The organism is Methylosoma difficile, assembly GCF_054657615.1.
In genome coordinates, this window is the sequence record NZ_BAAHYJ010000003.1 from 228,893 (window position 1) to 254,227 (window position 25,335).

Sequence of the window (25,335 nt, forward strand, 5' to 3'; positions counted from 1 at the left end):
GCTTGCTTAACAAGGTTTTCGGCAATAGTGGCGCTTTTGTTGTACTAATTAAAGCGTTTTATTAAAGATTGTTACGAATTCCAAACCTTTACATCACTGAAAAAAAGATTATCCTTTTCTGGTGAACAAACAACTTTTTAGGTTTATTTAGGAACATAAAATGCCTTTTTTCGATTGGTGGCCCTTAAGCAAGAAAAAAAAGCAACCAGCGATCCAGACACACGCTTCTTTGGAAAAGGTTTACACCCCTGCTTCTGAATTGGCTGTAGGCATGTTCGTCGTAGAATTGGATAAACCTTGGTTAGAAAGCAATTTCCCTTTTCAGGGGTTTGAGCTAAAAGATGAATCAATGGTCAACGCTGTCCGTCGTTGCTGCGATTTTGTCTATATTGATCTTGTCCGTACCCGCCCGCAAAGCAAGCCCACACCAATGCCAGTTAATGCCAAGCCCAATAAAAATTTGGCTTACATGGCAGGTATGGCGCAATTTGGCAAACCGCCGCCAAAACTTAGCACTTTCGAAAAAGAAATTGCCAATAGTGAAGAGGTGTACAGCAGTGCCGGTGCCTTAGTCGCCAGTTTTATGGAAAAAATCAGTTCCGGCGGCGGTGTTGATACCAATATGGCAAAAAAAGCGGTTGCCGAATGTGTCAATAGCGTGTTGCATTCCCCAGATGCCGTTCTGTGGCTTTCCCAACTTAAGCACAAAGATGAATATACCGCGCAACACAGCCTTAACGTTTGCGTTCTATCCATCGTACTGGGTCGGCATATTAACCTCTCAGAGCCTAATCTGAATTTATTGGGTTTGTGCGGCATGATGCATGATATGGGCAAAATGTTGGTGCCCTTGGATGTGCTTAACAAGCCAGGTGCGCTAACCCCCGATGAAGCGTTGATTATGCAATCCCATACCCTGTTAGGGCGCGATTTGCTCAGATCCAGTGATGGTATGCACCCTAGCGCGGTTGATGTCGCCTATAGCCACCATGAACGCTTAGACGGTAAGGGCTATCCGCGCGCCATAAAAAAGGTCGATATGTCGCTGTTCAATAAAATCGTCACTATTGCCGACATGTACGATGCAATTACCAGCGATAGGGTTTATCAAAAAGGCCGCACTCATTTGGAGGCGACCGCTATTTTATGGAATATGGCGGGCTTGGTGCTTGATCCTGTGTTGGTGGTTAAATTTATCGAAAGCTTAGGCGTTTATCCACCCGGTTGTTTGGTGGAAATGACTAATAGTGCGATTGGCATTGTTGTTGAAGTCAACGAAGGCGCAAGGTTGAGGCCGAAAGTCATCATCATTCTTGATGAAGACAAAAATCCGGTCGAAGAAAAGGTCTTAGATTTGTCGCAAATGGTTACCGATAGGGCAGGCAAAATCTACACGATCCAAAAAATTGTCCGTGGCGAAGATTGCAATGTCGATACCAGCAAATACTATCAAGACGGTGTGGTACAAAAAGGCTTTAACCTTGGCAAGAACAAATAATCCCAGCTCCCCTGCTTAACCTCCCCCATGCTTTTTCTGCCGTCCACTTGAAATCGGCAAACCGCTCCCAATATTAGCGTTATCTAAAATAATTTTTTAAAGGTAACGACTATGCGTATGGATAAATTAACCAGTAAATTCCAAGCCGCTTTGGCAGACGCACAAAGCCTGGCCTTGGGCAAAGATCACCAGTTTATCGAGCCAGTCCACTTGTTGGTGGCGATGCTCGACCAAGATGGCGGTAGCATCAAACCTTTATTGGCACAGTTAAATGTCAACAGCGCGGTGCTGCGCTCGGAATTGTCGGCGGTTTTGGCGCGTTTGGCATCGGTGAGCGGCACCGGTGGTGATGTGCAAATTTCCAACGAATTGGCAAGATTGCTCAATCTGACCGACAAACTGGCACAGAAACGTAAAGACGCGTTTATCTCTAGCGAACTGTTTTTGTTGGCGGCCTTAGAAGAAAAAGGCCAATTGCAGGACGTGCTAAAAAAATCGGGTTTGCACAAAGCCGCTTTGGAACAAGCCATCGAACAAATGCGCGGTGGGCAGGCCGTTAACGATGCTAATGCAGAAGACCAACGCCAAGCCCTCAACAAATACACTATCAACCTGACTGAACGCGCCGAGCAAGGCAAGCTGGATCCTGTGATTGGCCGCGATGATGAAATCCGCCGCACTATCCAAGTTTTGCAACGCCGCACCAAAAACAATCCGGTGCTGATTGGCGAACCGGGCGTGGGCAAAACGGCGATTGTCGAAGGCTTGGCGCAACGTATTGTCAACGGCGAAGTGCCGGAAGGCATTAAAGGCAAACAAGTGCTGGCTTTGGATATGGCGGCCTTGATTGCCGGTGCGAAATTTCGCGGCGAGTTTGAAGAACGCCTGAAAGCGGTGCTGAACGACCTTGCCAAACAAGAAGGCCAAGTGATTTTGTTCATCGACGAATTGCACACCATGGTCGGCGCGGGCAAAGCGGAAGGTGCGATGGATGCGGGCAATATGCTCAAACCCGCCTTGGCGCGTGGCGAGCTGCATTGCGTGGGCGCCACCACGCTGGACGAATACCGCAAATATGTCGAAAAAGACGCGGCCTTAGAGCGCCGCTTCCAAAAAGTTATGGTCGACCAACCGTCTGTTGAAGACACCATCGCCATTTTGCGTGGCTTGAAAGAAAAATACGAAGTGCATCATGGCGTGGATATTACCGATCCGGCGATTATCGCGGCGGCAAACCTGTCGTACCGTTACATAGCTGACCGGCAGCTGCCCGACAAAGCCATCGACCTGATTGACGAAGCGGCCAGCCGTATCCGTATGGAAATGGATTCCAAACCGGAAGAAATGGACAAGCTCTACCGGCGTTTAATCCAGCTTAAAATAGAGCAAGTCGCGCTGAAAAAAGAAAAGGATGCGGCTTCGAAAAAACGTTTGGAAATCTTGGAAGATGACATAGCCGAACTGGAAAAATCCTATTCCGATTTGGAGGAGGTCTGGAAAGCCGAAAAAGCTATGCTGCAAGGCTCGGCGACGATTAAGGAAAAGCTTGAACACGCGAGGATTGAGCTGGAGGCGGCTCGGCGTGTGAATGATCTGGCAAAAATGTCCGAGCTGCAATATGGCATCATCCCCGCTTTAGAAAAACAATTGGCACTGAGCGATTCGACCGAAAACCATAAAATGACGTTGTTGCGCAATAAAGTCACCGAAGAGGAAATTGCCGAAGTGGTCAGCAAATGGACGGGCATTCCGGTGTCGAAAATGCTGGAAGGCGAGCGCGAAAAACTGCTGAACATGGAAGCGCAATTGGCTAAGCGTGTGATCGGTCAGGAAGAAGCCTTAAAAGCGGTCAGCAATGCCATTCGCCGTTCGCGCGCTGGTTTGTCCGACCCGAACCGTCCAAACGGTTCGTTCTTGTTCTTAGGGCCGACGGGTGTGGGTAAGACCGAACTTTGCAAGGCGTTGGCGGAGTTTTTGTTCGACACCACCGATGCCATGGTGCGGATTGATATGTCCGAATTTATGGAAAAACATTCCGTGGCGCGTCTGATTGGCGCACCTCCGGGTTATGTCGGTTATGAAGAAGGCGGTTATTTGACCGAGCTGGTGCGGCGCAAACCGTATTCAGTGATCTTGATGGATGAGATTGAAAAAGCCCATCCTGATGTCTTCAATGTGTTGCTGCAAGTGTTGGATGATGGGCGCTTAACCGATGGGCAGGGCAGGACGGTGGATTTTAGGAATACCGTGATTGTCATGACATCCAACTTAGGTTCCGATGTCATCCAAAAATTGGCGGGGGAAACGCTATATCCGGTTATGAAAGCGGCGGTGATGGAGATTGTCAGCCAAGCCTTCAAGCCGGAGTTTATCAACCGTATCGACGAAGTGGTGGTGTTCCATCCTTTAGGACGCGAACAAGTGCGGGCCATTTCCAGCATCCAGCTCGACTTTTTACGCAAACGCCTGCAAGATCGTGAGATTGGTTTGATTATTGCCGATGCTGCTTTGGATCTGTTGGGCGAGGTGGGTTTTGATCCGGTTTATGGCGCAAGACCCATGAAACGGGCAATCCAGCAACAATTGGAAAATCCGTTGGCGCAAATGCTGTTGTCGGGGCAATTCATGTCTGGTGATACCATCCGTGTTGATGTAGCAGACGGTTTGTTGCAATTCCAAAAAGCTTAGTTACTTTGGCGGGGCAGCAGGTGCTGTCCCGCCTTTTGGTTTTATAAGCTTTTGCTTTGTTGTTTCAGTAGGTCGCGGATTTCAGTCAACAACACTTCTTGTGGGCTAGGCTCTGCCGGTGCGGCAGGTTTGGCTTCTTGTTTTTTCTTAAGGTTATTCAATACTTTTACAAACATAAAAATGGCAAAGGCAATGATTGTAAAATCGACAATCGATTGGATGAATTTGCCATAATTCAGTAAAACGGCAGGTGCGCCATCGGAAGCAGCTTTTAAGGTGATTGCCAGATCGCTAAAATCAACGCCGCCAATCAACAAGCCTATCGGTGGCATAAATACATCAGCAACTAGCGAGGTAATGATTTTGCCAAACGCTGCACCGACAATAATACCGACCGCCATATCCACTGCATTGCCTTTAATGGCAAAGTCTTTAAATTCTTGAATAATGCTCATGCTGTTGACTCTTGGATAGTTAAAAAAATTGCTTATTGCAAGTATATTTTTAACCGAAAACTGTGCAGCGCCTAGCAAAAATTTCAGATTAGCCTACCATTGAAGCTCTCCAAATCATAAAAAACTATGAATAGCGACCATTTCATGCGCAAAGCCCTTGAGCAGGCCTTAAAATCGCCGTGCTATCCGTTTGGGGCGGTAATCGTTAATCGCGACAGCGGTGTTATTGTTGCGGAAGGTTATAATCAATCGAGTGCTAATCCTGTTCTGCACGGCGAAATAGTTGCCATCAACCAATGCGCCGCCCTTCATAAGCCTAAGGATTGGCGAGGTTTGGATTTATATACTACCGCTGAACCTTGTCCCATGTGCCAATCGGCGATAATTTGGGCAGGTATTGGTCGGGTCTATTACGGCGCTTCGATTCCCTATTTACAAGCACTAGGTTGGTGGCAAATTGACTTGCGGGCGCAAGCGTTGATAGCGTTGGCCACGTTTCGGAAAGTGGAAATCATTGGCGGTATTTTGGAGCAGGAATGCAATGCTTTATATACGTCGCCCCCGCAAAAACTTTGAGTAAAAATAGTGGCTAACTTTCTTTATCTAGCGGTAATTTGCTGCTTAGATGTTATTGTCGTCCTTTTCGGTCAGTTTTTCACAAAAGCGTAACAATGCGTTTGTTACAATCCAGTGTCCTTCACTCGTTATTGAATTATGTCCAGACTAAATATTCTTGTTGTTGAAGATGAAGATGCCATTCGTGGCATGTTGGTGATGGTTTTAGAGCAAGCCGGTTTTAAGTCAATTGCCGCTGCCGATGCCGAAGAAGCGCAAAAAGCTTTGGGTGAAATTTCACCGGATTTAATTTTATTAGACTGGATGTTGCCGGGTATTAGCGGTGTGGAATGGGCAAGACGCCTAAAAAAGGAACCTGCTTACCGTGAGTTGCCCATTATTCTCCTGACTGCACGCGGGGAAGAAGAAGATAAAGTTCGAGGATTGGAAATTGGTGCGGATGATTACATCACCAAACCGTTTTCGCCTAAAGAGCTGATTGCCCGCGTCCGTGCCGTATTGAGACGTAGCGGCAGGATTCAAGGTGTTGCCCAGATCACACTGGGGGATCTCACTTTGGATACCGAACAGCATCGCCTGACTATTGGCGATAAACAGCTGGAAGTCAGCCCTACTGAATTCCGTTTGATGCAATTCTTCATGACTCATCCTGACAAGGTTTACAGCCGCACCCAGTTGCTTGATCAAGTCTGGGGGCGCAGTGTATACATTGAAGAACGCACCATTGATGTCCATATCCGCCGGTTAAGAAAAATTTTAGGCGAATACGGACGTGAAGATTGGGTGCAGACTGTGCGTGGCTTCGGCTACCGGTTTTCATTAATGGAATAAGCAGAGAATGGGTGCATGGAAAATAGACATCGGCAAATTTCTGTTGCTGCTGTTTTTTGCAGCCATTGCTGGTGGCTTGACTGGGCATTTCTGGCAGGCGATTAGCCTTTTTTTGGTGATTGTCCAGATTCGGCAAACCCGGCAAATCAGCCGCTTTGAAAAATGGATTGGTGCGGGTGGTCGTCAAGAATACCCGCGCGTGAGCGGTATCTGGGAAGAAATTTATTACCATGTTTACCAGCTTAAAAAAGCCGAAAAACGCCGCAAGAAAAAGCAGCGGCGCATGCTTAAACAATTCCGTGAGTCTATCGAAGCCCTGCCTGACGCAGCGGTAGTACTGGGTGCGAACGACCAAATTGAATGGACGAACAAAACCGCCCGTGAGGTGTTAGGCTTGCAGCAATCCGATAAAGGCCAACGCATCCCTTATCTGATTCGATTCCCAGAGTTTATCCGTTATCTTAAATTTGGTGACTACAGTGAGCCGGTCATCTTGCCATCACCGGTCAATAGCCGCATCATCCTTGCAATCCGCATTGTCGCTTACGGCGCTGGTTTGCGCTTATTGCTGGCGCAAGATGTTACCCAGCTCAAAAAAATGGAAACCATGCGCAAAGATTTTGTCGCCAATGTTTCCCATGAGTTAAGGACGCCGCTAACCGTTCTCAAAGGTTATCTGGAAACGGTGCAAGATTTGGATGAAGGCAATTCACCGTTATTGACCGCGTCGTTTAAAGAAATGCAAGGCCAAACCGAGCGCATGCAGCATTTGGTGGATGATTTGCTGCTTCTCACACGATTGGAAACTAAACAGAAAAAAGCGGTTTGTGTTGATGTGCCTTCCATGTTGAGCCAAATTTGCAAAGAAGGCGACGCGCTGGAAAACGCCGACAGACGTATCGAGCTGACCTTAGAGACTGGCACGCATATCTATGGTGAAGAGCAAGAATTACGCAGTGCTTTTACGAATCTGCTTGGCAATGCATTGAAGTATTCACCTGATGATTCGCCTGTAAAGGTGCGTTGGTTTCAATCAAGCACGGCTTTTGTCTTGGAAGTTGAAGATTTTGGCGAAGGCATTTCCACCTTGGATATACCCCGCGTTACCGAACGCTTCTATCGTGTAGAAGGCAAGCGCCATAAAAAAGTCCATGGTACGGGCTTGGGTCTTGCTATTGTTAAGCACGTCATGATGCGCCATGATGGTCGACTGGAAATTGCCAGCGAACTGGGCAAGGGCAGCTGCTTTAGTTGCCATTTCCCCTTGCAACGCGCTTGTGGCAAAGCCTAAACTGCCCTTCTTTTCCAAAAACTACCCACATTTATAAACTATCAGGGCTTCTAATGCGCTTTATTGGCGTCTTGGAGTGCTTAAGGAATTGCTATGGCTATTGAAGTTGAACATAAGTTTTTATTGGCTAATGATGCTTGGCGCGAACATGTCAGTCAGTCAGTGCGTTATCGGCAAGGCTATTTAAGCGCACTGCCTACCACTTCGATACGTGTTAGAACCAGTCAGGATCAGGCGTGGCTGAATATCAAAAGCGCAGTGATTGGCACACAGCGCCACGAGTACGAGTACGAGATTCCACTGCAAGATGCCGATGAGATGATAAGCAATTTATGCCAAAGGCCATTAATTGAAAAAATTCGCCACTTTGTTGAACACGGCGGGCATCTTTGGGAGATTGACGAATTTGAAGGGGATAATGCCGGTTTAATCGTCGCTGAAATAGAATTGTCCGAAGAAGGTGAAGTATTTCAAAGGCCTGAGTGGCTGGGTCAGGAAGTGACCGAAGATTTGCGTTATTACAACAATAATTTGGTCCGTTATCCGTATAGCCAATGGCGTGATGGGCAATGATGGGTTGTCACGCTAAAAAACATTGGTGATCAATTATTTATTGCCTTATTGCTCACAAAAAATCATATTAAAAATAGCCGTTGCTGTTGAAAAAACAAAGTAATTGGACTATAGTTGATGTATGAAAAAAACAACGTTTGTTGCATTATTGCTACTATCAGCCCAGTGTGTTGCAGAGAATCTTACTGATTCAATTGCCGACATCGAACAGCGCTGGGCAACGATTTACTACAATACTGCAAAAGCGCAGCAATCCTCAGCTTATCAAGCCCTGCTGGAATACGTAGCAGGTTTATCTAAAGGCAATCCCAGCCAGGCCGATGTCATCTATTGGCAAGCCGTTATCAAGTCTTCCTACGCAGAGCATCTTGACCCTGTTTCGGCCCTCGATGCTATTTACGAATCACGCGATTTGTTGGAAAAATCCATCAAGCTCAACCCTAAAGTGATGAATGGCTCCGGTTATGTCACTTTAGGTACGCTTTATTATAAAGTACCGGCATGGCCTGTGGCATTCGGAAATGATGAAAAGGCGGAGGAGCTATTAAAGGCTGGCTTAAAAGTGAACCCTGAAGGTGTCGACGCCAATTATTTTTACGGTGACTTTTTGCTTTCAGAAAACCGCATCAAAGAAGCCGAAGCTTATTTAAAGCATGCCTTATCGATTTCGCAGCCAAATTTGACATACACCGATAAAAAACTCAAAGAAGAGGCCAAGTTGGCTTTACAAAAAGCGCAACATCAAGAGGCTGACGCCATCGGTGATGACCTGTCCCTTTCCGAGCCAATATCCAGAAAATAAGCTTCAAACTTATAAGCGTGTTGCTTTTACAATCGGTGTTCTAAGAGCAGCCCCTTTCTGCTAAGATATTCCTCTTATTTAGACTTTCCTTAAAACTATTCCGGTAATAATTATGGCGTTTGTAGTCACTGAAAATTGTATTAAATGTAAATTTACTGATTGTGTCGACGTTTGTCCTGTTGACTGCTTTCATGAAGGCCCGAATTTCTTGGTCATTGATCCAGATGAATGCATTGATTGTACGTTATGTGAGCCAGAATGCCCTGCCAATGCCATTTTTGCTGAAGATGAAGTGCCGGAAAACCAAGAAATCTTTATTAAATTGAATGCCGAGCTGTCCAAAACTTGGCCGTCAATCACTAGCGTGCAGGATGCTTTGCCGGATGCTGATGAATGGAACGGCAAAGAAGGCAAGTTGGATTTGCTGGAAAAGTAAGCCGGTTAGCTGATGTCATTGAGGTTGTTGCTTTTCATGCGTTGACGGGCCCGTAATAAGGCAATCGTCACGGCAACAACCAAAGCCGCCAAGGACAGTTCCAAAATCAGGAACGAGGCGATTTTAAAGTAGGCAAACAGCGGGTGGACGAAACGTACCAGCCATCCGCCCGCCTCATCTGCAATAGCGGAAAGATACGTTGATACGCTCAACCAAATTTTTAGCCGCACCGAAAATTCGGTCATCAGCATTAAATGCGTTAAGGTGACCACCAACATCCCCATCGAAAACAAATGGAAGTGTGATACTTCCAACATGCCTTGGTAACTGCGCGGTTGTGTGAACTGTGCTTCTGAGCCTAAATAGTAGGCGATCACCGAATCCGCACTCAAATTCATATGGTGAAAGTACATCAGGCCGTTACTGAGCCACAGCAGTGCAACATAGCCCAAAAACATCAGCACCAGTGCGTTGAGCAGCGATTTACGGTGTTGTTCGCCGTTGACAAAATAACGCATTAGGGTTTTTCCTGGTTTTTGACCATTATTTGATAGATGCTCATCACTTTGCGGATACTGGTGAGCGATGAGCGGGTGCTTAAAGTGGCTCCGCTAATGCCATCGACACCTTTGTTGAAATCCATTTCCGATAAAGGCCGCTTGTAGAGCCTTTCAAACCAGCTTTCAGGTGGTTGGTATTCGCGAGGTTCGTGGAATGCCAAGGTTAAAACTTTGGTCAATTCCCCTTCAGGGTTTAACACAATCATTAATGTTTCGGGCTTGGTACGGACGGTTTCCGTTTCTATTGCCGCATAACCCAGTAGCTTTTCACCTTGTTTGCCGACATATAAGGTGAACAGCCCAGATTCCAGTTTGGCGCGGGTGGCTTGTTGGATTTGTTGGGTTTGCGCGTCATCAGGAAACAGGGATAGTGTTTCGATTTGCGCGCCTTTACCAAAAGCCAACTCCATTGCTTCGTTTTTGCTGTAAAAAATTTCCGCACAGGCGTTGCTTAAGTTGCCGAGTAAGCAGCAGCAAAGTAACAGACGGTAATAAGTTGGTTTTTTTTTCATGGCAGAAGTGATCCGATCTAAGCTAAATTGCCAGCCCGGAGGCTGGCGTTAGCATTATCATACACGATGTTGCCGTGCCGTTTGCAGCCGCAAACGCGTTACCAGCGACGATGATTAGAATATAAAGCCAAAGCCTAAGTTGACATCATCGCCCAATATGCCTTTTTTGGCGTTGAAGTTGCGGTAATCGGCTTTGATAACGACGTTGGGGATGGGTTTGTATTGCAGGCCAAATTGGTAGATGTAACGGTCTTTGCTTTCGTCATCGACAAAGCCCACTGGCACGCTTGCCAAGGTGTCGAGTTGTTCATAACGGAAAAACGGAGCCAGATATTGCGTGGTTGATGGCATTAATAATGGAAGCACATCATAGCCCGCTTCGGTATACCAGCCGTAGTTTTCTGAGCCGATAGTGCTGCTGTTATGCTTGCTTAAGGCTGCGGCATCATCAATATGCCCCCAAGAACCTAAGGTGCGGAATTCTAAGCCGCGATATTTCCATTGCACATGGCCTTCGTACAATTGGGTGAAGGCGTCAATGTTAGGGATATTTTGCCCCGAATTGCCAACATAAGCGGAGCCACCTACCGTTACGCCCGGCAAATAGCCAGGGGTGTAATCAAGGCGAACCACATGACCAAAATCTTCGGCTGTGGCTTCGCTGCCGGCTTGGCGTGCATCGCGGATGCCGTTTGAGCTAAAGCGACTGGCATCCAAGCCATTAACGATATAAGCGGTATAAGTTAACTCCGGCGTGATTTGTCCGAATAAGCCGACACCGATTTCACGCCAGGTGCTAGGAATAATCCTGCGTTCAACTTCCGGGCGGTTGTTGCCGAAGAAGAATGGCGGCTCGTGGATTTGGTTGATGAAGCCCATCGGCATCAATACCATACCGGCGCGGATATTGGCAATCGGGTCGATGAAAAAGTCTAACGCGGCAAATTCAACGGAAACTTCGCCGTTCTTGCCTGTTGTTCCATGTTCAAATTCCAACTCACTGTTGAACAAAATGCTGTCGCTGAATTTATAACCGGTATACAACACCAAGCGTTCCATATCGGCATTGTTTTTATTGGTGCCTTTGTCATCCACATAAGCTTGGTAATTGGCTTCGCCATAACCGCCAATCGACAGGCCTTTGCCGACTTGGTAAACCTTGGAAGCGGCGGGGCCTAAGCCGTAAGCACTTTTGTATTTGATATCATCAGGAATGGTGAGGTTGGTGCGTAGCTTTTCAACTTCTTTGCTTAACACGTCGGTTTTTCTTTCCAGTGTTTTTACGTCGTTGCTTGCTGTTGCGGCTGGTTTGGCGGGCGCTTTCTCCATTGCAGATTTCATTTCATCAATCTGCTTTTGCTGGGCTTGGATGATTTTCCACATTTCTTCCATGCTCTGTGGTTTTTCTAAAGCCTGTGCAGAATAGCTTAGCGAAAGCAGGCTGGTGACGAGCAGCGTCTTAACAAAACAATGCTTTTCATGATTCATTTGCTAAATCCTCAAAAATAGATGGGTTATGGGGATTATAGGTCAAATGAGTTTTAAGATGCAAATGATTCTTATTTGCTTGGTAGGTAAAAAAGAGCGTCAAAAAGCAATAACAAGCAATTGTTTTGTTAATGGATTTATAGTTTACCTGCCTCCTATGCATCTGGTATATTCCCTTTTATTTCAAAAACTTTGCAGTTTCATTAAATTACGTATCCAATCTAAGAAAGGTACGAAAAATTATTATAAGGGGGATTAATGACGGAAATTTTGTTTGTATTGACGACTGTTTATGTGGCTTATGTAGCGTATTCAGTATTCAACAGCAGTCAAACGGGCGACACAGCTACTCACCACGCAAGCCCTGATGTTCAGGCGGTGGCAGCAGAACCAGAAGCAATTGTTAATGTAGATGTTAAAGATGCGGTTGCCAAAATGGAAGAGCCTGTTGCCAAAATGGAAGAGCCTGTTGCCCCGCCGCCTGTAGAAAAAACAGCCCCAACTGCCGCACCTAAAGCCGCTAAGCCTAAAGTGATTGCGCCAACACCGTCGTCAGCCAAAGGTACGGTACGTGATCCTAAAACCGGCGAGGTTTCCAGTATTGTTGCCAATTACCGTTTTACTAAGCGTTGGATTAAAGATGCAATGGTGATCGAAGGTTTGTTGCCCAAAGTATATAAAAACAATGAGCTGGATGCCGAAACAGAGGTTTTAATCAAAGAAGCGATGGCAAAATTGGAAGCCATGGACAAATACCAAGGCTAATCTTCCATATTGAGCTTTTTCAGGCGATAACGGAACGATCTAAAAGACAGCCCCAGCTGTTTGGCTGCGGCTGTCTTGTTCCATTTGTTATCTTCCAAGGCTTTGGAAATGGCTTTCTTTTCAATATCTTCCAGAAAATCTTCTAAAGACCCCATTGCAGGGTCGTAATTCTGATGGTGAAGCTCACTGTCGTTGAGCAAGGGTAAGTTAAGATCATCTTTATCGATGGTTTTGCCATCGTACAAGGCCAAAGCCCTTTCCATAATATTTTCAAGTTCCCTAACGTTGCCAGGGAATTGATAAGCTTGCAATGCTGCCAAGGCCGATTGCGAAAGGGTAGGGGTACTGGCTTCGCCTTTAGTCAGGTTGTTTAAAATGTGATAGGTCAATAAGGGAATATCCGTGCTTCGTTCACGCAAGGGTGGAATATTCAGGTCAATCACATTGATGCGGTAATACAAATCTTGCCGGAAAGTGCCGGCTTGGACCATTTCTGCAAGATTGCGGTGGGTGGCGCTGAGCAGGCGAATATCAACCGGTATTTCGACTTGCTCGCCAACAGGGCGGATTTTTTTCTCTTGCAAGGCCCGCAACAGCTTCACTTGCAAAGCTTGTGGCAGATCGGCAATTTCATCCAAAAACAAAGTGCCGCCTTCTGCGGCTTGGAACAAACCTTTTTTGTCGGTGACGGCACCGGTAAAACTGCCTTTTTTGTGACCGAAAAACTCGCTTTCCATCAGCTCATAAGGGATTGCTCCGCAGTTGATGGCAATAAAGGGACTTTCGCTCCGCGAACTTTGCTGGTGGATTAACCTTGCCACCAACTCCTTACCCGATCCTGATTCGCCGCTGATATAAACCGGCGCTTGGCTGCGCGCCAGTTTGCCGATTTTGGAGCGAATTTCGCGCATTTGTATGGATTCGCCTAACAGTATATGACGTGTGCGGCGTTCCTTGGGAGGTTGGATCGGATCGGAAATTTTTAAGGCGCTACTGACCAATTGCCTCAGTGTGAACAGGTCAACGGGTTTGGATAAGAAATCAAACGCCCCCTTCTTCATTGCTGTAATGGCCGTATCCATATTGCCGTGTGCGGTAATGACAGCAATGGGCGTAGGCTTGCTAAACGTTTGCATAAAATCGACCAGCTCCAAACCATTGCCGTCAGGTAAGCGCATATCGGTAAGGCAAATATCAAAAGATTGTTGGCTGATTAAGGTTTTTGCTTGGTCAACACTTTCTGCGCAGAGGGTTTGGATGCCCATGCGGTTGAGGGTGATTTCCAACAGTTCACGGATGTCCGGTTCGTCGTCAACAATTAAAGCGCTTTGTTCTTTCATATCTCAATTAGGTTTTTTTCAGCGTCTAGCAGGGTGAGCCTGAAGCAGCTGCGTTGTTTATCTGATAAATGATAACTCAATTTGCCTTGGTTTAACTCTGCTAATTCCTTTGAAATATACAGTCCTAAGCCCGTACCGTTTTGGGACGTGGTAAAAAAAGGCGAAAACAGATGTTTGAGATGTTCGTGGCTGATGCCCGTGCCATTATCAATCACTTCTATATAAGGGGCGTGCGAGGTTCTGCCAATATGGAGAATAATTTGCCCCAGTTCTGGTTTGCCGTAGCGCAAAGCGTTTTGGCATAAATTATCTAAGATTTGTTTGAGGTGGCTGGGGTCAAAATAAATGCTTACCGGTTCGCTTTGCTGGTTTTCAATTTTGAATGTGCCAACGTGTTCATAGGCTTCCAGCTCCAAGTTCAGCAAATAATTTTCCAGCCATTGCTGCAAATAAATTTTCTCGCGGCGCGAGTCACTGCGGCGCGAGAGTTGTAAAACATCTTCAATGATGTGGTTGACCCGTAAGCAATGGTTTTGGATGATTTCTGCCATGCGCTTATCTTGCAAGGACATATCGGGGTTTTCCAACAGCAGCTGGCTGGCATGGCTAATGGCGGCCAGTGGGTTGCGGATTTCATGGGCAATGCTGGCGGTAAGCTGCCCTAACGAAGCCAGTTTGCTTTGCTGCAAACGTTGGTTGTAAAGCGTGCTGTCTTCAAAAATAACCATATACAACGACTCAAGCCCGGTCGCCAAACGGGTAAAGCGGCTGTAAATCTCCGGCTGGTTTTGGAAGCTGAGAATGACAAAGTCTTGCGCCGAGTCAGCCTGCCAATCCTGAAACGCCAACGATAGATGTTTGGAAATGGCATTCAGATTGGCTGGCATTTTCTTCTGGTCGGTCAGGCGAAGTGCGGCTTCGTTGACCATTTGCACCTTTTCGTTCCTATCGGTAATTAAAATCCCCGATTGCAAGTGCTGGATAATGTATTGGTTAAGTTCTTCTAGCTTAATAATGGTTTGCTTTTGTTCGCTCGCCAGCAGAAAGTTTTCTTCGCTACGTTTTGCCAACACATAAGAAAGCAGGGCGATCGTAAAAAATGCCACGCCCAACATACCGGCATAGCTGTAGGAGGTGTTACTTAAATTAAGTATCGCATCGCTGTAAAACTGTTCGGTTAACACAGCTAAGCTGGCTAAGGCAGCAAACAGCAAGGCGCAAATGCCGCCAATCAGTAACCCCCCCGAACCGATTGATACAGCTAATAAAATGCCAATGCCGCTTTTGACACCGCCGCAAGCGTGCATCAGTACCGTGATGAGGATGATGTCCGAGAAAATCAGCAGTTGCGATTGGCTTGTATAACTGAGCCATTTGCGCCAGATGCAAAGGGCCGAAAGGGCGGTCAACAATAAATAACAGCGCGTGCTATAGACAAAAAGCAAGCTATCGAATTGGCTATCTAAGTTATCGTGCAGCGGGTTGTAGAGCAGCGCGATAAAAAGCCCTGACAGAATCAGCCGATAAACTAAAAAAACCTTAAGCAGTTGCCAAGCTTGGTGGATGGCAAGCCCGTAACCTTTCGATAATGGGCAGGGGAAAACAATTTCGGGGGATTTTCCTGACATGGTCAATTAAGCATGGTGTTTTATAAGGACTTGGCTAGAATACTGAATTTCAAGCCATCATAGCATTGAAGCACGCCGCAAAAAACGCCCGCAGGGTTAATCAGCTTATCTGGAGCAAGCAATGAATATTCATGAATATCAGGCCAAACAGTTATTTCGGCAGTTTGCCATCCCCGTACCGGCTGGCTATGTGGCATCAGCGGATAATACTGAACAAATGGCAACCGAATTGGCGGGCGATAGCTGGGTGGTCAAGGCACAAGTCCATGCCGGTGGTCGTGGCAAAGCGGGCGGTGTCAAATTAGCAAAATCGATTACGGAAGTTACAGAATTTACGGCGGATTTGCTCGGCAAACGTTTAGTCACCCAACAAACCGACGCCATAGGTTTACCGATAGACGCGGTGCTAGTCGAAAAAACTTACCCCATCAAACGCGAGTTGTATTTAAGTTTGGTATTGGATCGCGGTAGCGAGCGGCTAATCTTCATCGCCTCAGCGGCAGGCGGTATGGACATTGAAACCGTCGCCCATGAAACCCCAGAAAAAATCCTCACCGTCCCCGTGCATCCGGCAGCGGGTTTGCAAGGCTACCAATGCCGCAATGTCGCCTACGCCTTAGGTTTGCACGGCACACAGCACAAAGCCTTGGCGACCATTATGCACGGCATGTACAACTTATTTTTAGCCAAAGATGCCAGCCAAATTGAAATCAACCCGCTGATAGAAACCGACAGCGGCGAACTGATGGCTTTGGATGCCAAAATCAATTTTGATGATAATGCCATCGCTTTGCACCCCGATATTTTGGCAATGAAAGACCCCGCGCAAGAAGATGACAAAGAAAACGAAGCGCAACAATTTGGCCTGAATTACATCACCTTAGACGGCAATATCGGCTGCATGGTCAATGGCGCAGGTTTGGCGATGGCGACGATGGACTTGGTCAAACTGAAAGGCGGTTTGCCCGCCAATTTCTTGGATGTCGGCGGCGGCACAACGGTCGAAAAAGTCTGCGAAGCTTTCAAACTGATTTTGGCGGATGGCAATGTTAAAGCCGTGTTGGTGAATATCTTCGGCGGCATCGTCAAATGTGATGTCATTGCCCAAGGGATTTTGGAAGCCATCAAACAAATCCATGTCGCCGTGCCTGTGGTGGTGCGTTTGGAAGGCACGAATGTTGAAGAAGGCAAAGCCTTGTTAAAAGACACCGGACTGAATTTATACGCTGCCGATGATTTGGCGCACGCGGCAGAGCAAGTTGTCGCTTTAGCAAAGGAGTAAAAAAACATGTTTTTTTACTCCAACACACGCCACTTACTCGCAGCAAAGGCATAACATGAGCATCTTAATCGACAAAACCACCAAAGTTATCTGCCAAGGTTTCACAGGCAAACAAGGCACATTCCACTCCCAACAAGCGTTAGATTACGGCACGCAACTGGTCGGCGGCGTAACCCCCGAACGCGGCGGCGAAAGCCATTTGGGCTTGCCGGTATTCAACACCGTACAAGCGGCGGTAGACAGCACGGGCGCAACCGCCAGCGTCATCTATGTGCCACCGTTCTACGCCGCCGACGCAATTCTTGAAGCCGTCGATGCAGGAATCAAGCTCATCGTCTGCATCACCGAAGGCATCCCCATCCTGCAAATGCTGCGCGTGAAAGCCGCGATGGCAGGCACAGGCGCATTGCTGATCGGCCCCAACTGCCCCGGCATCATCACGCCCGGAGAATGCAAAATCGGCATCATGCCTGCAAAAATTCACTTGCCCGGCTCGATAGGCATCGTCTCGCGTTCCGGCACATTAACTTACGAATCCGTCCACCAAACCACCGCCCAAGGCTTAGGCCAAAGCACCTGCGTCGGCATCGGCGGCGATCCCGTACATGGCATGAACTTCGTTGATGTCTTAAGCCGTTTCCAAGCTGACGAGCAAACCAAAGGCATCGTCATGGTCGGCGAAATCGGCGGCGGCGAAGAAGAAGACGCAGCAGACTACATCAAAGCCCACGTCACTAAACCTGTCGTAGCTTATATCGCCGGACAAACCGCGCCAGCGGGTAAACGTATGGGTCATGCGGGCGCAATCGTCACAGGCGGCAAAGGCACAGCGGCGGGTAAGATTGCCGCGTTGAAAGCGGCGGGGATTGAAGTGGTGAGTTCGCCGACGGATATTGGCGTGGCGATGAAGGCGTGTTTTTAAGATTTTACGAGGAGTCCAAAACATGTTTTGGACTCCAAAAAATATGAAGGAGCAACCATGAAAACCCAAGACCTTATCGCAGAAGCCGTATCCTTACCCATCGACGAACGCGCGAAAGTCGTCGATTCACTACTTCGCAGCTTAAACACGCCCGAAGCCGAGCTGGATAAAAAATGGGTTGAAGTTGCCAAACATCGGCTGCAACAACTGCAATCCGGCGAAGTGACAGCCATTCCCAGTGCCGAAGTATTTAAAAAAATAGCCGATAGATTTCAGTAGTGAATATCGTTTTTCACCCTGAGGCGGAAGTTGAATTTAATGCCGCCATTGATTATTACCAAGCCATCGAAAACCGTTTGGGCTACGACTTTGCCGTAGAAATTCAAGCAACCATTGAACGCATTGCCGCTTTTCCAAAAGCGTGGACAGTTATAGACGGCGAAATTAGACGGTCGCTGGTCAGGCGTTTCCCTTACGGGGTTTTGTATGCCGAAGAAAATGACAACATTTATATAATTGCCGTTATGCACTTACATAGAGAGCCTGATTGTTGGCAACACAGGGTTTAATTTCACCACGCTTTACACCCAATCAAACAACCGCCGCCTCCAAAAACCATGCAAACCCTCCACGAAAAACTCAAACAAGCCCGTAGCGAAGAAGATGTAAAAGACATTTACATCAAAGCTCTGGGCTTAAAAAGTTACAGCAAAGACTTAATCGACATCTGCACCAAAGAAATCTGGTTTGAAGCCAAAGACACCGCCAAAAACTCCAGCTACGCCATGTTCACTCAGCTGCTGCATTATGCGCAAGACGGCCTCAACAAAGGCGAAACCGTACCGCCGTTTTTAGCCGTCATCGACACCGAAAAAGCTGCGATTATGAAAACAGCTGACGTGCTTCCCTTCCTTGCCAAAGAAACCGTCAAATGGGACAAATCCGCCAGCCAATATCCCAAAGAAGCCTTGGCCGAAGTCTCCGCGCACATCGGCACACACTTTGTCTCCTTCCGCATCGCCACGCACGAAGACGAATTCATCAGCACTGTGAATGCCTTGTTAGACGCAGGCCGCAGCCTCTGGCAAGCCTATTTTGCCCAAACCGATGTTTATAGCGTCCGCGAAGACTACAAACTCAACTGCCCCGATGTCGGCTGGTATCAAATCCGCAACGCCCTAAAGCTTAGAAACACCAACGGCGACGGCTTATCCGTGGATTTCAGCACATTTGAAAGTGCCTACAAAACCCTAACGGAAAAACTTCAACCACAAGTGTTTGAGCTGGGCTTTTTACGTACATAAAAAACACCGCTCGTTCTCAAGCTGGAGCTTCACTGCCATTAAGTTAAGAAGTAACACCATAAAATCATTAAATTGTAGATTTTAAAAATTCCCCTCGATCCCCTTTATGCCCTTAGGTGCTTTTTCAAACGAGGAAGATCGTTTCTTTACAATCTCAGCGAAAAAAATGTTAATCACCCCTTTGAAAAAGGCGGGCGAAGAAGGATTTATCACTATAATTATTTGCGTTATTGATGTTTTTCCTTATCTTGATGGCGGTAAAGACGGAGCTTGGGAACTAGCGGAAATCTTAGGATGGGCTGACGACAGAAAGCCCATCGAAATACACTGCCAAATGATGGGCTTCCAAACGTCAGCCCATCCTACCGAGCTGAATGAGCTATAAGTTTTCTTTTTTTAAGTACGCTACGCGGTGCTTACGCTATTGGGCTTTAAATGAATAAAGACCTCGTGTCTTTAAGTGTGGTGTAAGTTAGGCGCATTACTTTATGTGGTAGCCGCTAAAGTTGTCGTATGTTGGTTAAATGGGTTGTTTGGAGTACAAGCCGAGGCTTGTAGGGGGGTGACAGATTTAAACCACCATGGTTAAATCGGGACAACGTAACGTGCGCAGGAGAAAAAATGCTGTTTGAAAACTTAAGTTATTTGTGGGAATACTATAAAAATATAGTTTTTGGTTTTGCTATTTTTTATGTGTTTGAGCTACTCATCATCATTTTTCACCAAGAATGGGTGATTGAGCTAATTTTTTACACAACACCGTTAATTTTGGGCGTTGCAATAACCACATTGATGATAAAAAAATATCTGGATGCGAGTTTAAATTGCACGATAGTGTTCATTACGTTTTTAACGATTAATCAAGGTTTTTTAACGACTTACATGTTGTTCGAGTTAGTAGAACATATTATTGGGCATGAAAATCATCATGAACAACATGACGAACATGAACAAGATGACGAACATGACGAACATGAACCCAAAGCCAATGCAATAGGCGATAGCCTTATTGAACCGCATGATGGATCTACAGAACCGGCGCATTAAGCATATCGCTAATGCGTCCTACGAAACTTAAAATCGTAGGATGGGCTGACGCAAGGAAGCCCATCAACTGTGCCATGCCAAGAGTGACGGTTTCGCCGCTTTATTAACTATTGATAACTCTCGCGTTTTTTCGCCTTATATTTTTATTTTCATGCCCCTAAAGATCGCCCTAGCCCAAACCAATTTTCTAGTCGGTAATATTGCCGCTAATGTTGATAACATCATCGCTGCCGCCATTCACGCCCGTGACGGGTTAAAAGCCGATTTGGTTGTTTTCCCTGAACTGAGCATCATCGGCTATCCCGCCGAAGATTTATTGCTCCGCGCTGATTTTGTCGCCGCCGCCAATAACGCGATTTACCAGCTCGCCGATGCTGTCAGCGGTATTGCGATGGTCGTCGGATTTCCTGAGTTGGATGGCGATAAGCTGTATAACAGCGCGGTGGTGTTGTACGACGGCGTGATGCTCGCCAAGTACCGCAAACAAGCCTTGCCCAATTATGGCGTGTTTGATGAGCAACGTTACTTCACTGCTGGCGATGCGCCGTGTGTGTTTGAGTTTAACGGCACGTTTATTGGACTGACCATTTGTGAAGATGTCTGGCGCGAAGGTATTATCGAAGCCACGCAACAAGCAGGCGCGGAGTTGATTTTGACGTTAAACGCTTCGCCGTTTAATGCCGGAAAAATCCATCAGCGCGAGGCAGTGATTTGCCAGCAAATCAAAGCAGCGGGCATTCCATTGGTGTATGTCAACCAAATCGGTGGGCAAGATGAATTGATTTTTGATGGCGCATCGTTTGTCGCTGATGGCAATGGCGAGATTGTCTTCCGTGCCGTGGAATTTGCCGAGCAAATCAGCGTGGTCGAATTTCACGGCAACCAGCCGCAAGCCAGCGTTTGTGAGCCTTTATACGAACCTATCGCTGGCGTGTATCAGGCTTTGGTGTTGGGCGTTAAGGATTATGTCCGCAAAAATGGTTTCCAAGGCGCGTTGTTGGGTTTGTCGGGCGGTATTGATTCGGCCTTGGTGTTGGCGTTGGCGGTCGATGCGCTGGGTGCGGAACATGTCGAATGTGTGTTGATGCCATCGCGTTATACGCAAGACATGAGCAACGAAGATGCGGTTTTAGAAGCCGAAGCCTTGGGCGTTAAGCATCATATTATCCCTATCGAACCTGCCGTAAATGCGTTTACCGGAATGCTGGCTGATGTGTTTGCAGGTTCGCGCAAGGATACGACGGAAGAAAATATTCAAGCCCGCTGCCGGGGCGTGATTTTGATGGCAATGTCCAATAAACAAGGCAAGTTGCTGCTGACCACGGGCAATAAAAGTGAGATGAGCGTCGGTTATGCGACGTTGTACGGCGATATGGCGGGTGGTTTCGCGCCGATTAAAGATGTGCCGAAATTGTTGGTTTACCAATTGGCGAATTATCGTAACAGCTTGTCGCCGGTGATACCTGAGCGGGTGATTATCCGTGCACCTTCCGCTGAATTGGCTCCTGACCAAAAAGACGAAGATTCCTTGCCACCTTATGATGTGCTTGACCCGATTTTAGAGCGCTATGTGGAATTAGACGAGTCGGCGGAAGATATTGTTGCCGCTGGTTTTAGTCCAGCAGACGTAGCGCGGGCGATCAGTTTGGTGGATAGGAATGAGTACAAACGCCGCCAATCGCCGCTTGGGATTAAAATTACCACTCGGGCGTTTGGTCGGGATCGGCGCTATCCGATTACATCGGGGTATCGGGGCATTTCCATGCTTGAACCCAAGCCCTAGCTTCCTGTCCTTTAAAGTAGGGCGGTAACCGTCCGCATTTCTTTTTTCTACGGTTTATGGGGGCTTATGATGTGGGTTGTTATTTTTATCGTTGCTTTTATGTTTGTGTTGGGTAGTGCGTTAATCTTGCTGCGTTCGGCAAAACTGCCGAAAATCCCTAAAGACATTAAGCCTCAGCCGTATGATGATAACGAGAGTGGTTGGTGATGGCTATTTGCCAATCAGGAACAGGCTCGCTAATCCTAAAAAGATAAAAAATCCCATTGAATCGGTAATTGAGGTGAGGATAATACTTGTCCCAACGGCGGGATCTTTGCCCCAGCGATGGCGAACCAAGGGGATTCCCAAGCCGACACAAACCGCTACTAGCATGTTGATGAACATGGCGCTGGCCATGACTGCCGACAATGCCCAATCTTGATACAACAGCAGGCTTAACAAGCCCATAATCAGGCCGATAAAACTGCCGTTGAGTAAGGCTAAAGTTAATTCTTTGCGGATTAAGCGTTGCACGTTGGAGGGGGTGATTTGCCCTAAAGCCAAGGAGCGGATAATCAGCATGCTGGTTTGGTTACCGGTGTTGCCACCCATGGCAGCAACAATCGGCATCAGCGAGGCCAGCGCAACCAATTGTAGGATCACGTCTTCAAACAAGCCAATGATACGCGTGGAGGCAAATGCGGTGGCGATGTTAATCAGCAGCCAGCCCCAGCGGTTGCGCGCGCTTTTCCAGACGCTGGAAAACAGGTCTTCTTCTTCCGTGACACCGGCTTGGCTGAGCATGTCTTCGTCGGTTTTTTCGCGGATAAAATCCAAAATACTGTCTACGCACAAACGGCCTTTGAGTTCGCCGTTGGTATCGATGACGGGTGCCGAGACCAAATCATAGCGTTCAAATGCCCGTGCCACATCGGCAATGTCTTGCGTTGTCTCAAAAGCAATGTAGTCCGTGACCATCACTTCTGATACCGGCTGCGAGGGTGAATGCGTCAGTAGCCGTTGCAAGGGCAGGGTGCCTTTGATGCGGTTGTGCTGGTCAACTACGAACAGTTTGTCGGTTTGCCCGGGTAGTTTGCCCAGTTTGCGGATATAAGCACAAATGGCTTTTAGGTTGATGTCGTCGCGGATGGTAATCATGCCAAAATCCATGAACGCGCCGACTTGGTTGTCTTGGTAAGACAGCAGTGCGTCTAAGTGGCTGCGTTCATCGCTGTTGAGCGACCGCAAGATTTTTAACATGGCGCGTTTGGGGATGTCGGCAGCCAGTTCAGCAAGTTCGTCGGTATCCAAATTGCCCGCGACGCTGGCGAGTTCTTCGGCTTCCATACCGGAAATGAGTGTTTGCCTGACCGCATCGGAGACTTCTAACAGGACTTGTCCGTCATGTTCGGTTTTGATGGCATCCCAAATGTTTTTGCGCTGGTTTAATGGCAGCGACTCTAAAATATAGGCAATGTCGGCTGGGTGCAGGTGGGCAAGTTTTTCTTGAATGCGTGTTTGGTGCTGCTTGTGCAGCATGGTTTCGACCAACTCGTGGTTGGTGGCAGGCCCGCGTTCGACTAGGGATTTTTCCAGTTGTTGTTTTTCCAGCAGCGTCAGTATGTCGTCGAGCTGTTGCTGCAAAAACTGTTTGGTATCGAGTTTTTCTGGCGTTTCCATAGCTGAGTTGCCCGTTGCTGGTCGTGGGGATGTTGGCCTGCAAAGCCCGATTACTGGTGAGGGTTTAGTTTAGTTACTAAGGCTGAAGTGATGATGAATGCCTGCTAGCCGGTAACCGTCCGTCTGGCGTTTATGGTTTGGCGTTTGAGGGCTTAGTGTATACGAAATCCAGCCCAAAAGCTGGTGGTGACAGGTGTTTTACCTAAGAAAGACACGGTGTAATCAAGTTTCCGTGTCTTTTTATGGTGCTGGTTTACAAGGCTTTAAAAGTGCTTAAAGCTTTAGCTAAATAGTCAGCAGATTCTTTGCTGTTGCCACGGTTAGCTTGGATTTGGCCTTGGACAATGTTGGATACTGCGTCGTTAATTTTAGCGTGGTCGCCAGTAAGGGCCTCGGCACCCATGCGGGCAGTTTTGATGTGTAAGCGTGCGCTGGCAAAGTCACTGTGGTTGACGTCTATTAGGGCTTGTTCAATATTGGCGATCGTTTCGCTTAAGCCCGTTGTTGCTGCACCGGCTGCGTCTTCAGCAGAAACCGTTCCTGTTGCAGTCAAGGAAAGAGTCATAACACAAGCTGCTAGGATGTTTTTAAAAATTGTCATTTTGATTAAATTGGTTTTGATTGCTGAGAGTGTGTGAATGGGTGTTATAAGCTACCCTCCACCATCATATAGGATTAATCGTGTTTTAAGTGTGACAATGCCAAAATAAACGCGAGGATTGGGTGATTGTCTAAACGCTAGGCATAAAAAAAGCAGCTTAAAGCTGCTTTTTTATTTTTTATTCCGCAGATAATTAAAGATTAAAGTTTTTCTTTAATACGGGCTGCTTTACCGGTCAAGTTGCGTAAGTAATACAATTTGGCGCGGCGTACAGCACCACGGCGTTTAACGACAATTTCGCTAATCATGGGGCTGTGGGTTTGGAAAACACGCTCAACACCTGTGCCGTGTGAGATTTTTCTGACCGTAAAGGCAGAGTTTAAGCCACGGTTACGTTTGGCAATGACAACGCCTTCAAACGCCTGAATCCTTTCGCGCTCACCTTCTTTTACTTTTACTTGTACAACAACAGTGTCACCTGGGTTAAATTCAGGAATTTGCTTCAGTTGCTGCGCTTCCAATACATCAATAATATTACTCATCACTACACCCTTTCACATCAAGTTCATTTTTAAATTGTTGCAGCAGACTCGCCTGTTCTGCGTTCAATTGTTTTTTTTCTAACAAATCAGGCCGCTTTTGCCAAGTTCTGCCTAATGCCTGTTTTAGTCGCCAACATTCAATATCGGCATGGTTGCCACCCATTAACACTTTGGGCACCGAAAGGCCTTCTACGTGTTCGGGGCGGGTAAACTGCGGGTATTCCAACAAGCCGTCGCTGTGCGAGTCCTGATTGGCCGATTCTTCATCACCCAGTACATTAGGCAATAAACGGGTTATACCATCGATGACAATTAAGGCTGCCAACTCGCCGCCGCTAATGACATAATCACCAGCCGACCATTCTTCGTCGCAATCCAATTGGATAAAGCGTTCGTCGATGCCTTCATAGCGTCCGGCGACCAAGATCAATTGCGAAAGTTGGCTAGCTTCTGCAAATAAGGCTTGGCTAAGTGGTTTGCCTTGTGGGCTTAAATAAACTACTTTCGCCTGGTTACTGCCTATTGCTTTAGCAGCTAAGACGGCATCGTGCAAAGGTTGGTATTTCATTACCATACCCGGCCCACCCCCGTAAGGGCGGTCATCTACGGTTCTGTGCCTGTCATGGGTGTAATCCCTAGGATTCCACACCGATAATTGCACATGATTTTTTTCTATTGCTTTGCCTGTTACGCCGAAACCAGCGGCGGTTTCCACCATCTCTGGGAACAGTGTGATGACATCAAAACGCATG

General features: G+C 47.2%; 28 protein-coding genes. 18 read left to right on the forward strand and 10 right to left on the reverse strand.

Annotated features, from left to right (window positions below; genetic code table 11):
* Window positions 1-160: 160 nt before the first annotated feature.
* Window positions 161-1,498 carry a cyclic di-GMP phosphodiesterase gene (locus ACYQ1O_RS10575; protein WP_459991651.1) on the forward strand — a complete coding sequence of 446 codons (1,338 nt, stop codon included), beginning with the start codon at window positions 161-163 and terminating at the stop codon, window positions 1,496-1,498.
* 111 nt (window positions 1,499-1,609) lie between these two features.
* Window positions 1,610-4,186, forward strand: a complete 2,577-nt coding sequence (gene clpB / locus ACYQ1O_RS10580) for an ATP-dependent chaperone ClpB (RefSeq protein ID WP_459991652.1) — start codon at window positions 1,610-1,612, stop codon at window positions 4,184-4,186.
* A 41-nt stretch (window positions 4,187-4,227) separates the two neighbouring features.
* On the opposite strand, the gene mscL is transcribed toward clpB, so the two are convergent.
* Entirely contained in the window at window positions 4,228-4,641 is a 414-nt protein-coding gene (gene mscL, locus ACYQ1O_RS10585; protein WP_459991653.1) for a large-conductance mechanosensitive channel protein MscL, read from the reverse strand.
* A gap of 126 nt (window positions 4,642-4,767) precedes the next feature.
* Here mscL and ACYQ1O_RS10590 point away from each other — a divergent pair, with 126 nt between their 5' ends.
* The 6 genes from ACYQ1O_RS10590 (at window position 4,768) to fdxA (ending at window position 9,150) form a co-directional block, all read left to right on the forward strand.
* Window positions 4,768-5,217 carry a nucleoside deaminase gene (locus ACYQ1O_RS10590; protein ID WP_459991654.1) on the forward strand — a complete coding sequence of 150 codons (450 nt, stop codon included), beginning with the start codon at window positions 4,768-4,770 and terminating at the stop codon, window positions 5,215-5,217.
* A 138-nt stretch (window positions 5,218-5,355) separates the two neighbouring features.
* Complete coding sequence (gene phoB / locus ACYQ1O_RS10595; RefSeq protein ID WP_459991655.1) at window positions 5,356-6,048, forward strand: phosphate regulon transcriptional regulator PhoB; 693 nt, start codon at window positions 5,356-5,358, stop codon at window positions 6,046-6,048.
* A 7-nt stretch (window positions 6,049-6,055) separates the two neighbouring features.
* Complete coding sequence (gene phoR / locus ACYQ1O_RS10600; protein WP_459991656.1) at window positions 6,056-7,339, forward strand: phosphate regulon sensor histidine kinase PhoR; 1,284 nt, start codon at window positions 6,056-6,058, stop codon at window positions 7,337-7,339.
* A gap of 93 nt (window positions 7,340-7,432) precedes the next feature.
* Complete coding sequence (locus ACYQ1O_RS10605; protein WP_459991657.1) at window positions 7,433-7,912, forward strand: CYTH domain-containing protein; 480 nt, start codon at window positions 7,433-7,435, stop codon at window positions 7,910-7,912.
* A 121-nt stretch (window positions 7,913-8,033) separates the two neighbouring features.
* Entirely contained in the window at window positions 8,034-8,714 is a 681-nt protein-coding gene (locus ACYQ1O_RS10610; protein ID WP_459991658.1) for a tetratricopeptide repeat protein, read from the forward strand.
* A gap of 112 nt (window positions 8,715-8,826) precedes the next feature.
* Window positions 8,827-9,150 carry a ferredoxin FdxA gene (gene fdxA / locus ACYQ1O_RS10615; RefSeq protein WP_459991659.1) on the forward strand — a complete coding sequence of 108 codons (324 nt, stop codon included), beginning with the start codon at window positions 8,827-8,829 and terminating at the stop codon, window positions 9,148-9,150.
* A gap of 5 nt (window positions 9,151-9,155) precedes the next feature.
* On the opposite strand, the gene ACYQ1O_RS10620 is transcribed toward fdxA, so the two are convergent.
* The 3 genes from ACYQ1O_RS10620 to ACYQ1O_RS10630 form a co-directional block, all read right to left on the reverse strand.
* Window positions 9,156-9,668: a hypothetical protein gene (locus ACYQ1O_RS10620; protein ID WP_459991660.1), complete on the reverse strand. Its 513-nt coding sequence runs from the start codon at window positions 9,666-9,668 to the stop codon at window positions 9,156-9,158.
* The gene (locus tag ACYQ1O_RS10625) at window positions 9,668-10,222 is read right to left on the reverse strand and encodes an FMN-binding protein (RefSeq protein WP_459991661.1); all 555 of its coding nucleotides are present in this window, start codon (window positions 10,220-10,222) and stop codon (window positions 9,668-9,670) included. Before ACYQ1O_RS10625 ends, ACYQ1O_RS10620 begins: the two co-directional genes overlap by 1 nt.
* A gap of 114 nt (window positions 10,223-10,336) precedes the next feature.
* Window positions 10,337-11,710 (reverse strand): outer membrane protein, encoded by a 1,374-nt coding sequence (locus ACYQ1O_RS10630; protein WP_459991662.1) that lies wholly within the window; start codon window positions 11,708-11,710, stop codon window positions 10,337-10,339.
* A 258-nt stretch (window positions 11,711-11,968) separates the two neighbouring features.
* On the opposite strand from ACYQ1O_RS10630, the gene ACYQ1O_RS10635 reads away from it, so the two are divergent.
* Entirely contained in the window at window positions 11,969-12,475 is a 507-nt protein-coding gene (locus ACYQ1O_RS10635; protein WP_459991663.1) for a hypothetical protein, read from the forward strand.
* On the opposite strand, the gene ACYQ1O_RS10640 is transcribed toward ACYQ1O_RS10635, so the two are convergent.
* A complete protein-coding gene (locus tag ACYQ1O_RS10640) occupies window positions 12,472-13,815 on the reverse strand; it encodes a sigma-54-dependent transcriptional regulator (protein WP_459991664.1) in 1,344 nt (447 codons plus the stop codon). The genes ACYQ1O_RS10635 and ACYQ1O_RS10640 overlap by 4 nt on opposite strands.
* Entirely contained in the window at window positions 13,812-15,443 is a 1,632-nt protein-coding gene (locus ACYQ1O_RS10645) for a sensor histidine kinase (protein ID WP_459991665.1), read from the reverse strand. Before ACYQ1O_RS10645 ends, ACYQ1O_RS10640 begins: the two co-directional genes overlap by 4 nt.
* Window positions 15,444-15,564: 121 nt before the next feature.
* On the opposite strand from ACYQ1O_RS10645, the gene sucC reads away from it, so the two are divergent.
* The 9 genes from sucC (at window position 15,565) to ACYQ1O_RS10690 (ending at window position 21,988) form a co-directional block, all read left to right on the forward strand.
* Window positions 15,565-16,725 (forward strand): ADP-forming succinate--CoA ligase subunit beta, encoded by a 1,161-nt coding sequence (sucC, locus tag ACYQ1O_RS10650; RefSeq protein WP_459991666.1) that lies wholly within the window; start codon window positions 15,565-15,567, stop codon window positions 16,723-16,725.
* Window positions 16,726-16,780: 55 nt separating this feature from the next.
* Window positions 16,781-17,647, forward strand: coding sequence for a succinate--CoA ligase subunit alpha (gene sucD, locus ACYQ1O_RS10655; protein ID WP_459991667.1), 867 nt, complete (start codon window positions 16,781-16,783; stop codon window positions 17,645-17,647).
* 57 nt (window positions 17,648-17,704) lie between these two features.
* Complete coding sequence (locus tag ACYQ1O_RS10660; RefSeq protein ID WP_459991668.1) at window positions 17,705-17,926, forward strand: addiction module protein; 222 nt, start codon at window positions 17,705-17,707, stop codon at window positions 17,924-17,926.
* On the forward strand, window positions 17,926-18,216 hold the full coding sequence (locus ACYQ1O_RS10665; RefSeq protein WP_459991669.1) for a type II toxin-antitoxin system RelE/ParE family toxin: 291 nt from the start codon (window positions 17,926-17,928) through the stop codon (window positions 18,214-18,216). Before ACYQ1O_RS10660 ends, ACYQ1O_RS10665 begins: the two co-directional genes overlap by 1 nt.
* 48 nt (window positions 18,217-18,264) lie before the next feature.
* Window positions 18,265-18,951, forward strand: a complete 687-nt coding sequence (locus tag ACYQ1O_RS10670; RefSeq protein ID WP_459991670.1) for a hypothetical protein — start codon at window positions 18,265-18,267, stop codon at window positions 18,949-18,951.
* Window positions 18,952-19,057: 106 nt separating this feature from the next.
* Complete coding sequence (locus ACYQ1O_RS10675; protein ID WP_459991671.1) at window positions 19,058-19,336, forward strand: hypothetical protein; 279 nt, start codon at window positions 19,058-19,060, stop codon at window positions 19,334-19,336.
* 236 nt (window positions 19,337-19,572) lie between these two features.
* On the forward strand, window positions 19,573-19,998 hold the full coding sequence (locus ACYQ1O_RS10680) for a hypothetical protein (protein WP_459991672.1): 426 nt from the start codon (window positions 19,573-19,575) through the stop codon (window positions 19,996-19,998).
* Between the two features lie 151 nt (window positions 19,999-20,149).
* Window positions 20,150-21,781 carry an NAD+ synthase gene (locus ACYQ1O_RS10685; RefSeq protein ID WP_459991673.1) on the forward strand — a complete coding sequence of 544 codons (1,632 nt, stop codon included), beginning with the start codon at window positions 20,150-20,152 and terminating at the stop codon, window positions 21,779-21,781.
* 66 nt (window positions 21,782-21,847) lie between these two features.
* Window positions 21,848-21,988 (forward strand): hypothetical protein, encoded by a 141-nt coding sequence (locus ACYQ1O_RS10690; protein WP_459991674.1) that lies wholly within the window; start codon window positions 21,848-21,850, stop codon window positions 21,986-21,988.
* A 3-nt stretch (window positions 21,989-21,991) separates the two neighbouring features.
* On the opposite strand, the gene mgtE is transcribed toward ACYQ1O_RS10690, so the two are convergent.
* From mgtE to trmD, 4 genes are all read right to left on the reverse strand, one after another.
* A complete protein-coding gene (gene mgtE, locus ACYQ1O_RS10695; RefSeq protein ID WP_459991675.1) occupies window positions 21,992-23,440 on the reverse strand; it encodes a magnesium transporter in 1,449 nt (482 codons plus the stop codon).
* A gap of 253 nt (window positions 23,441-23,693) precedes the next feature.
* Entirely contained in the window at window positions 23,694-24,005 is a 312-nt protein-coding gene (locus ACYQ1O_RS10700; protein ID WP_459991676.1) for a hypothetical protein, read from the reverse strand.
* Window positions 24,006-24,241: 236 nt separating this feature from the next.
* The gene (gene rplS / locus ACYQ1O_RS10705; RefSeq protein WP_459991677.1) at window positions 24,242-24,583 is read right to left on the reverse strand and encodes a 50S ribosomal protein L19; all 342 of its coding nucleotides are present in this window, start codon (window positions 24,581-24,583) and stop codon (window positions 24,242-24,244) included.
* Window positions 24,576-25,334 carry a tRNA (guanosine(37)-N1)-methyltransferase TrmD gene (gene trmD / locus ACYQ1O_RS10710; RefSeq protein ID WP_459991678.1) on the reverse strand — a complete coding sequence of 253 codons (759 nt, stop codon included), beginning with the start codon at window positions 25,332-25,334 and terminating at the stop codon, window positions 24,576-24,578. Before trmD ends, rplS begins: the two co-directional genes overlap by 8 nt.
* Between the last annotated feature and the right edge of the window lies 1 nt (window position 25,335).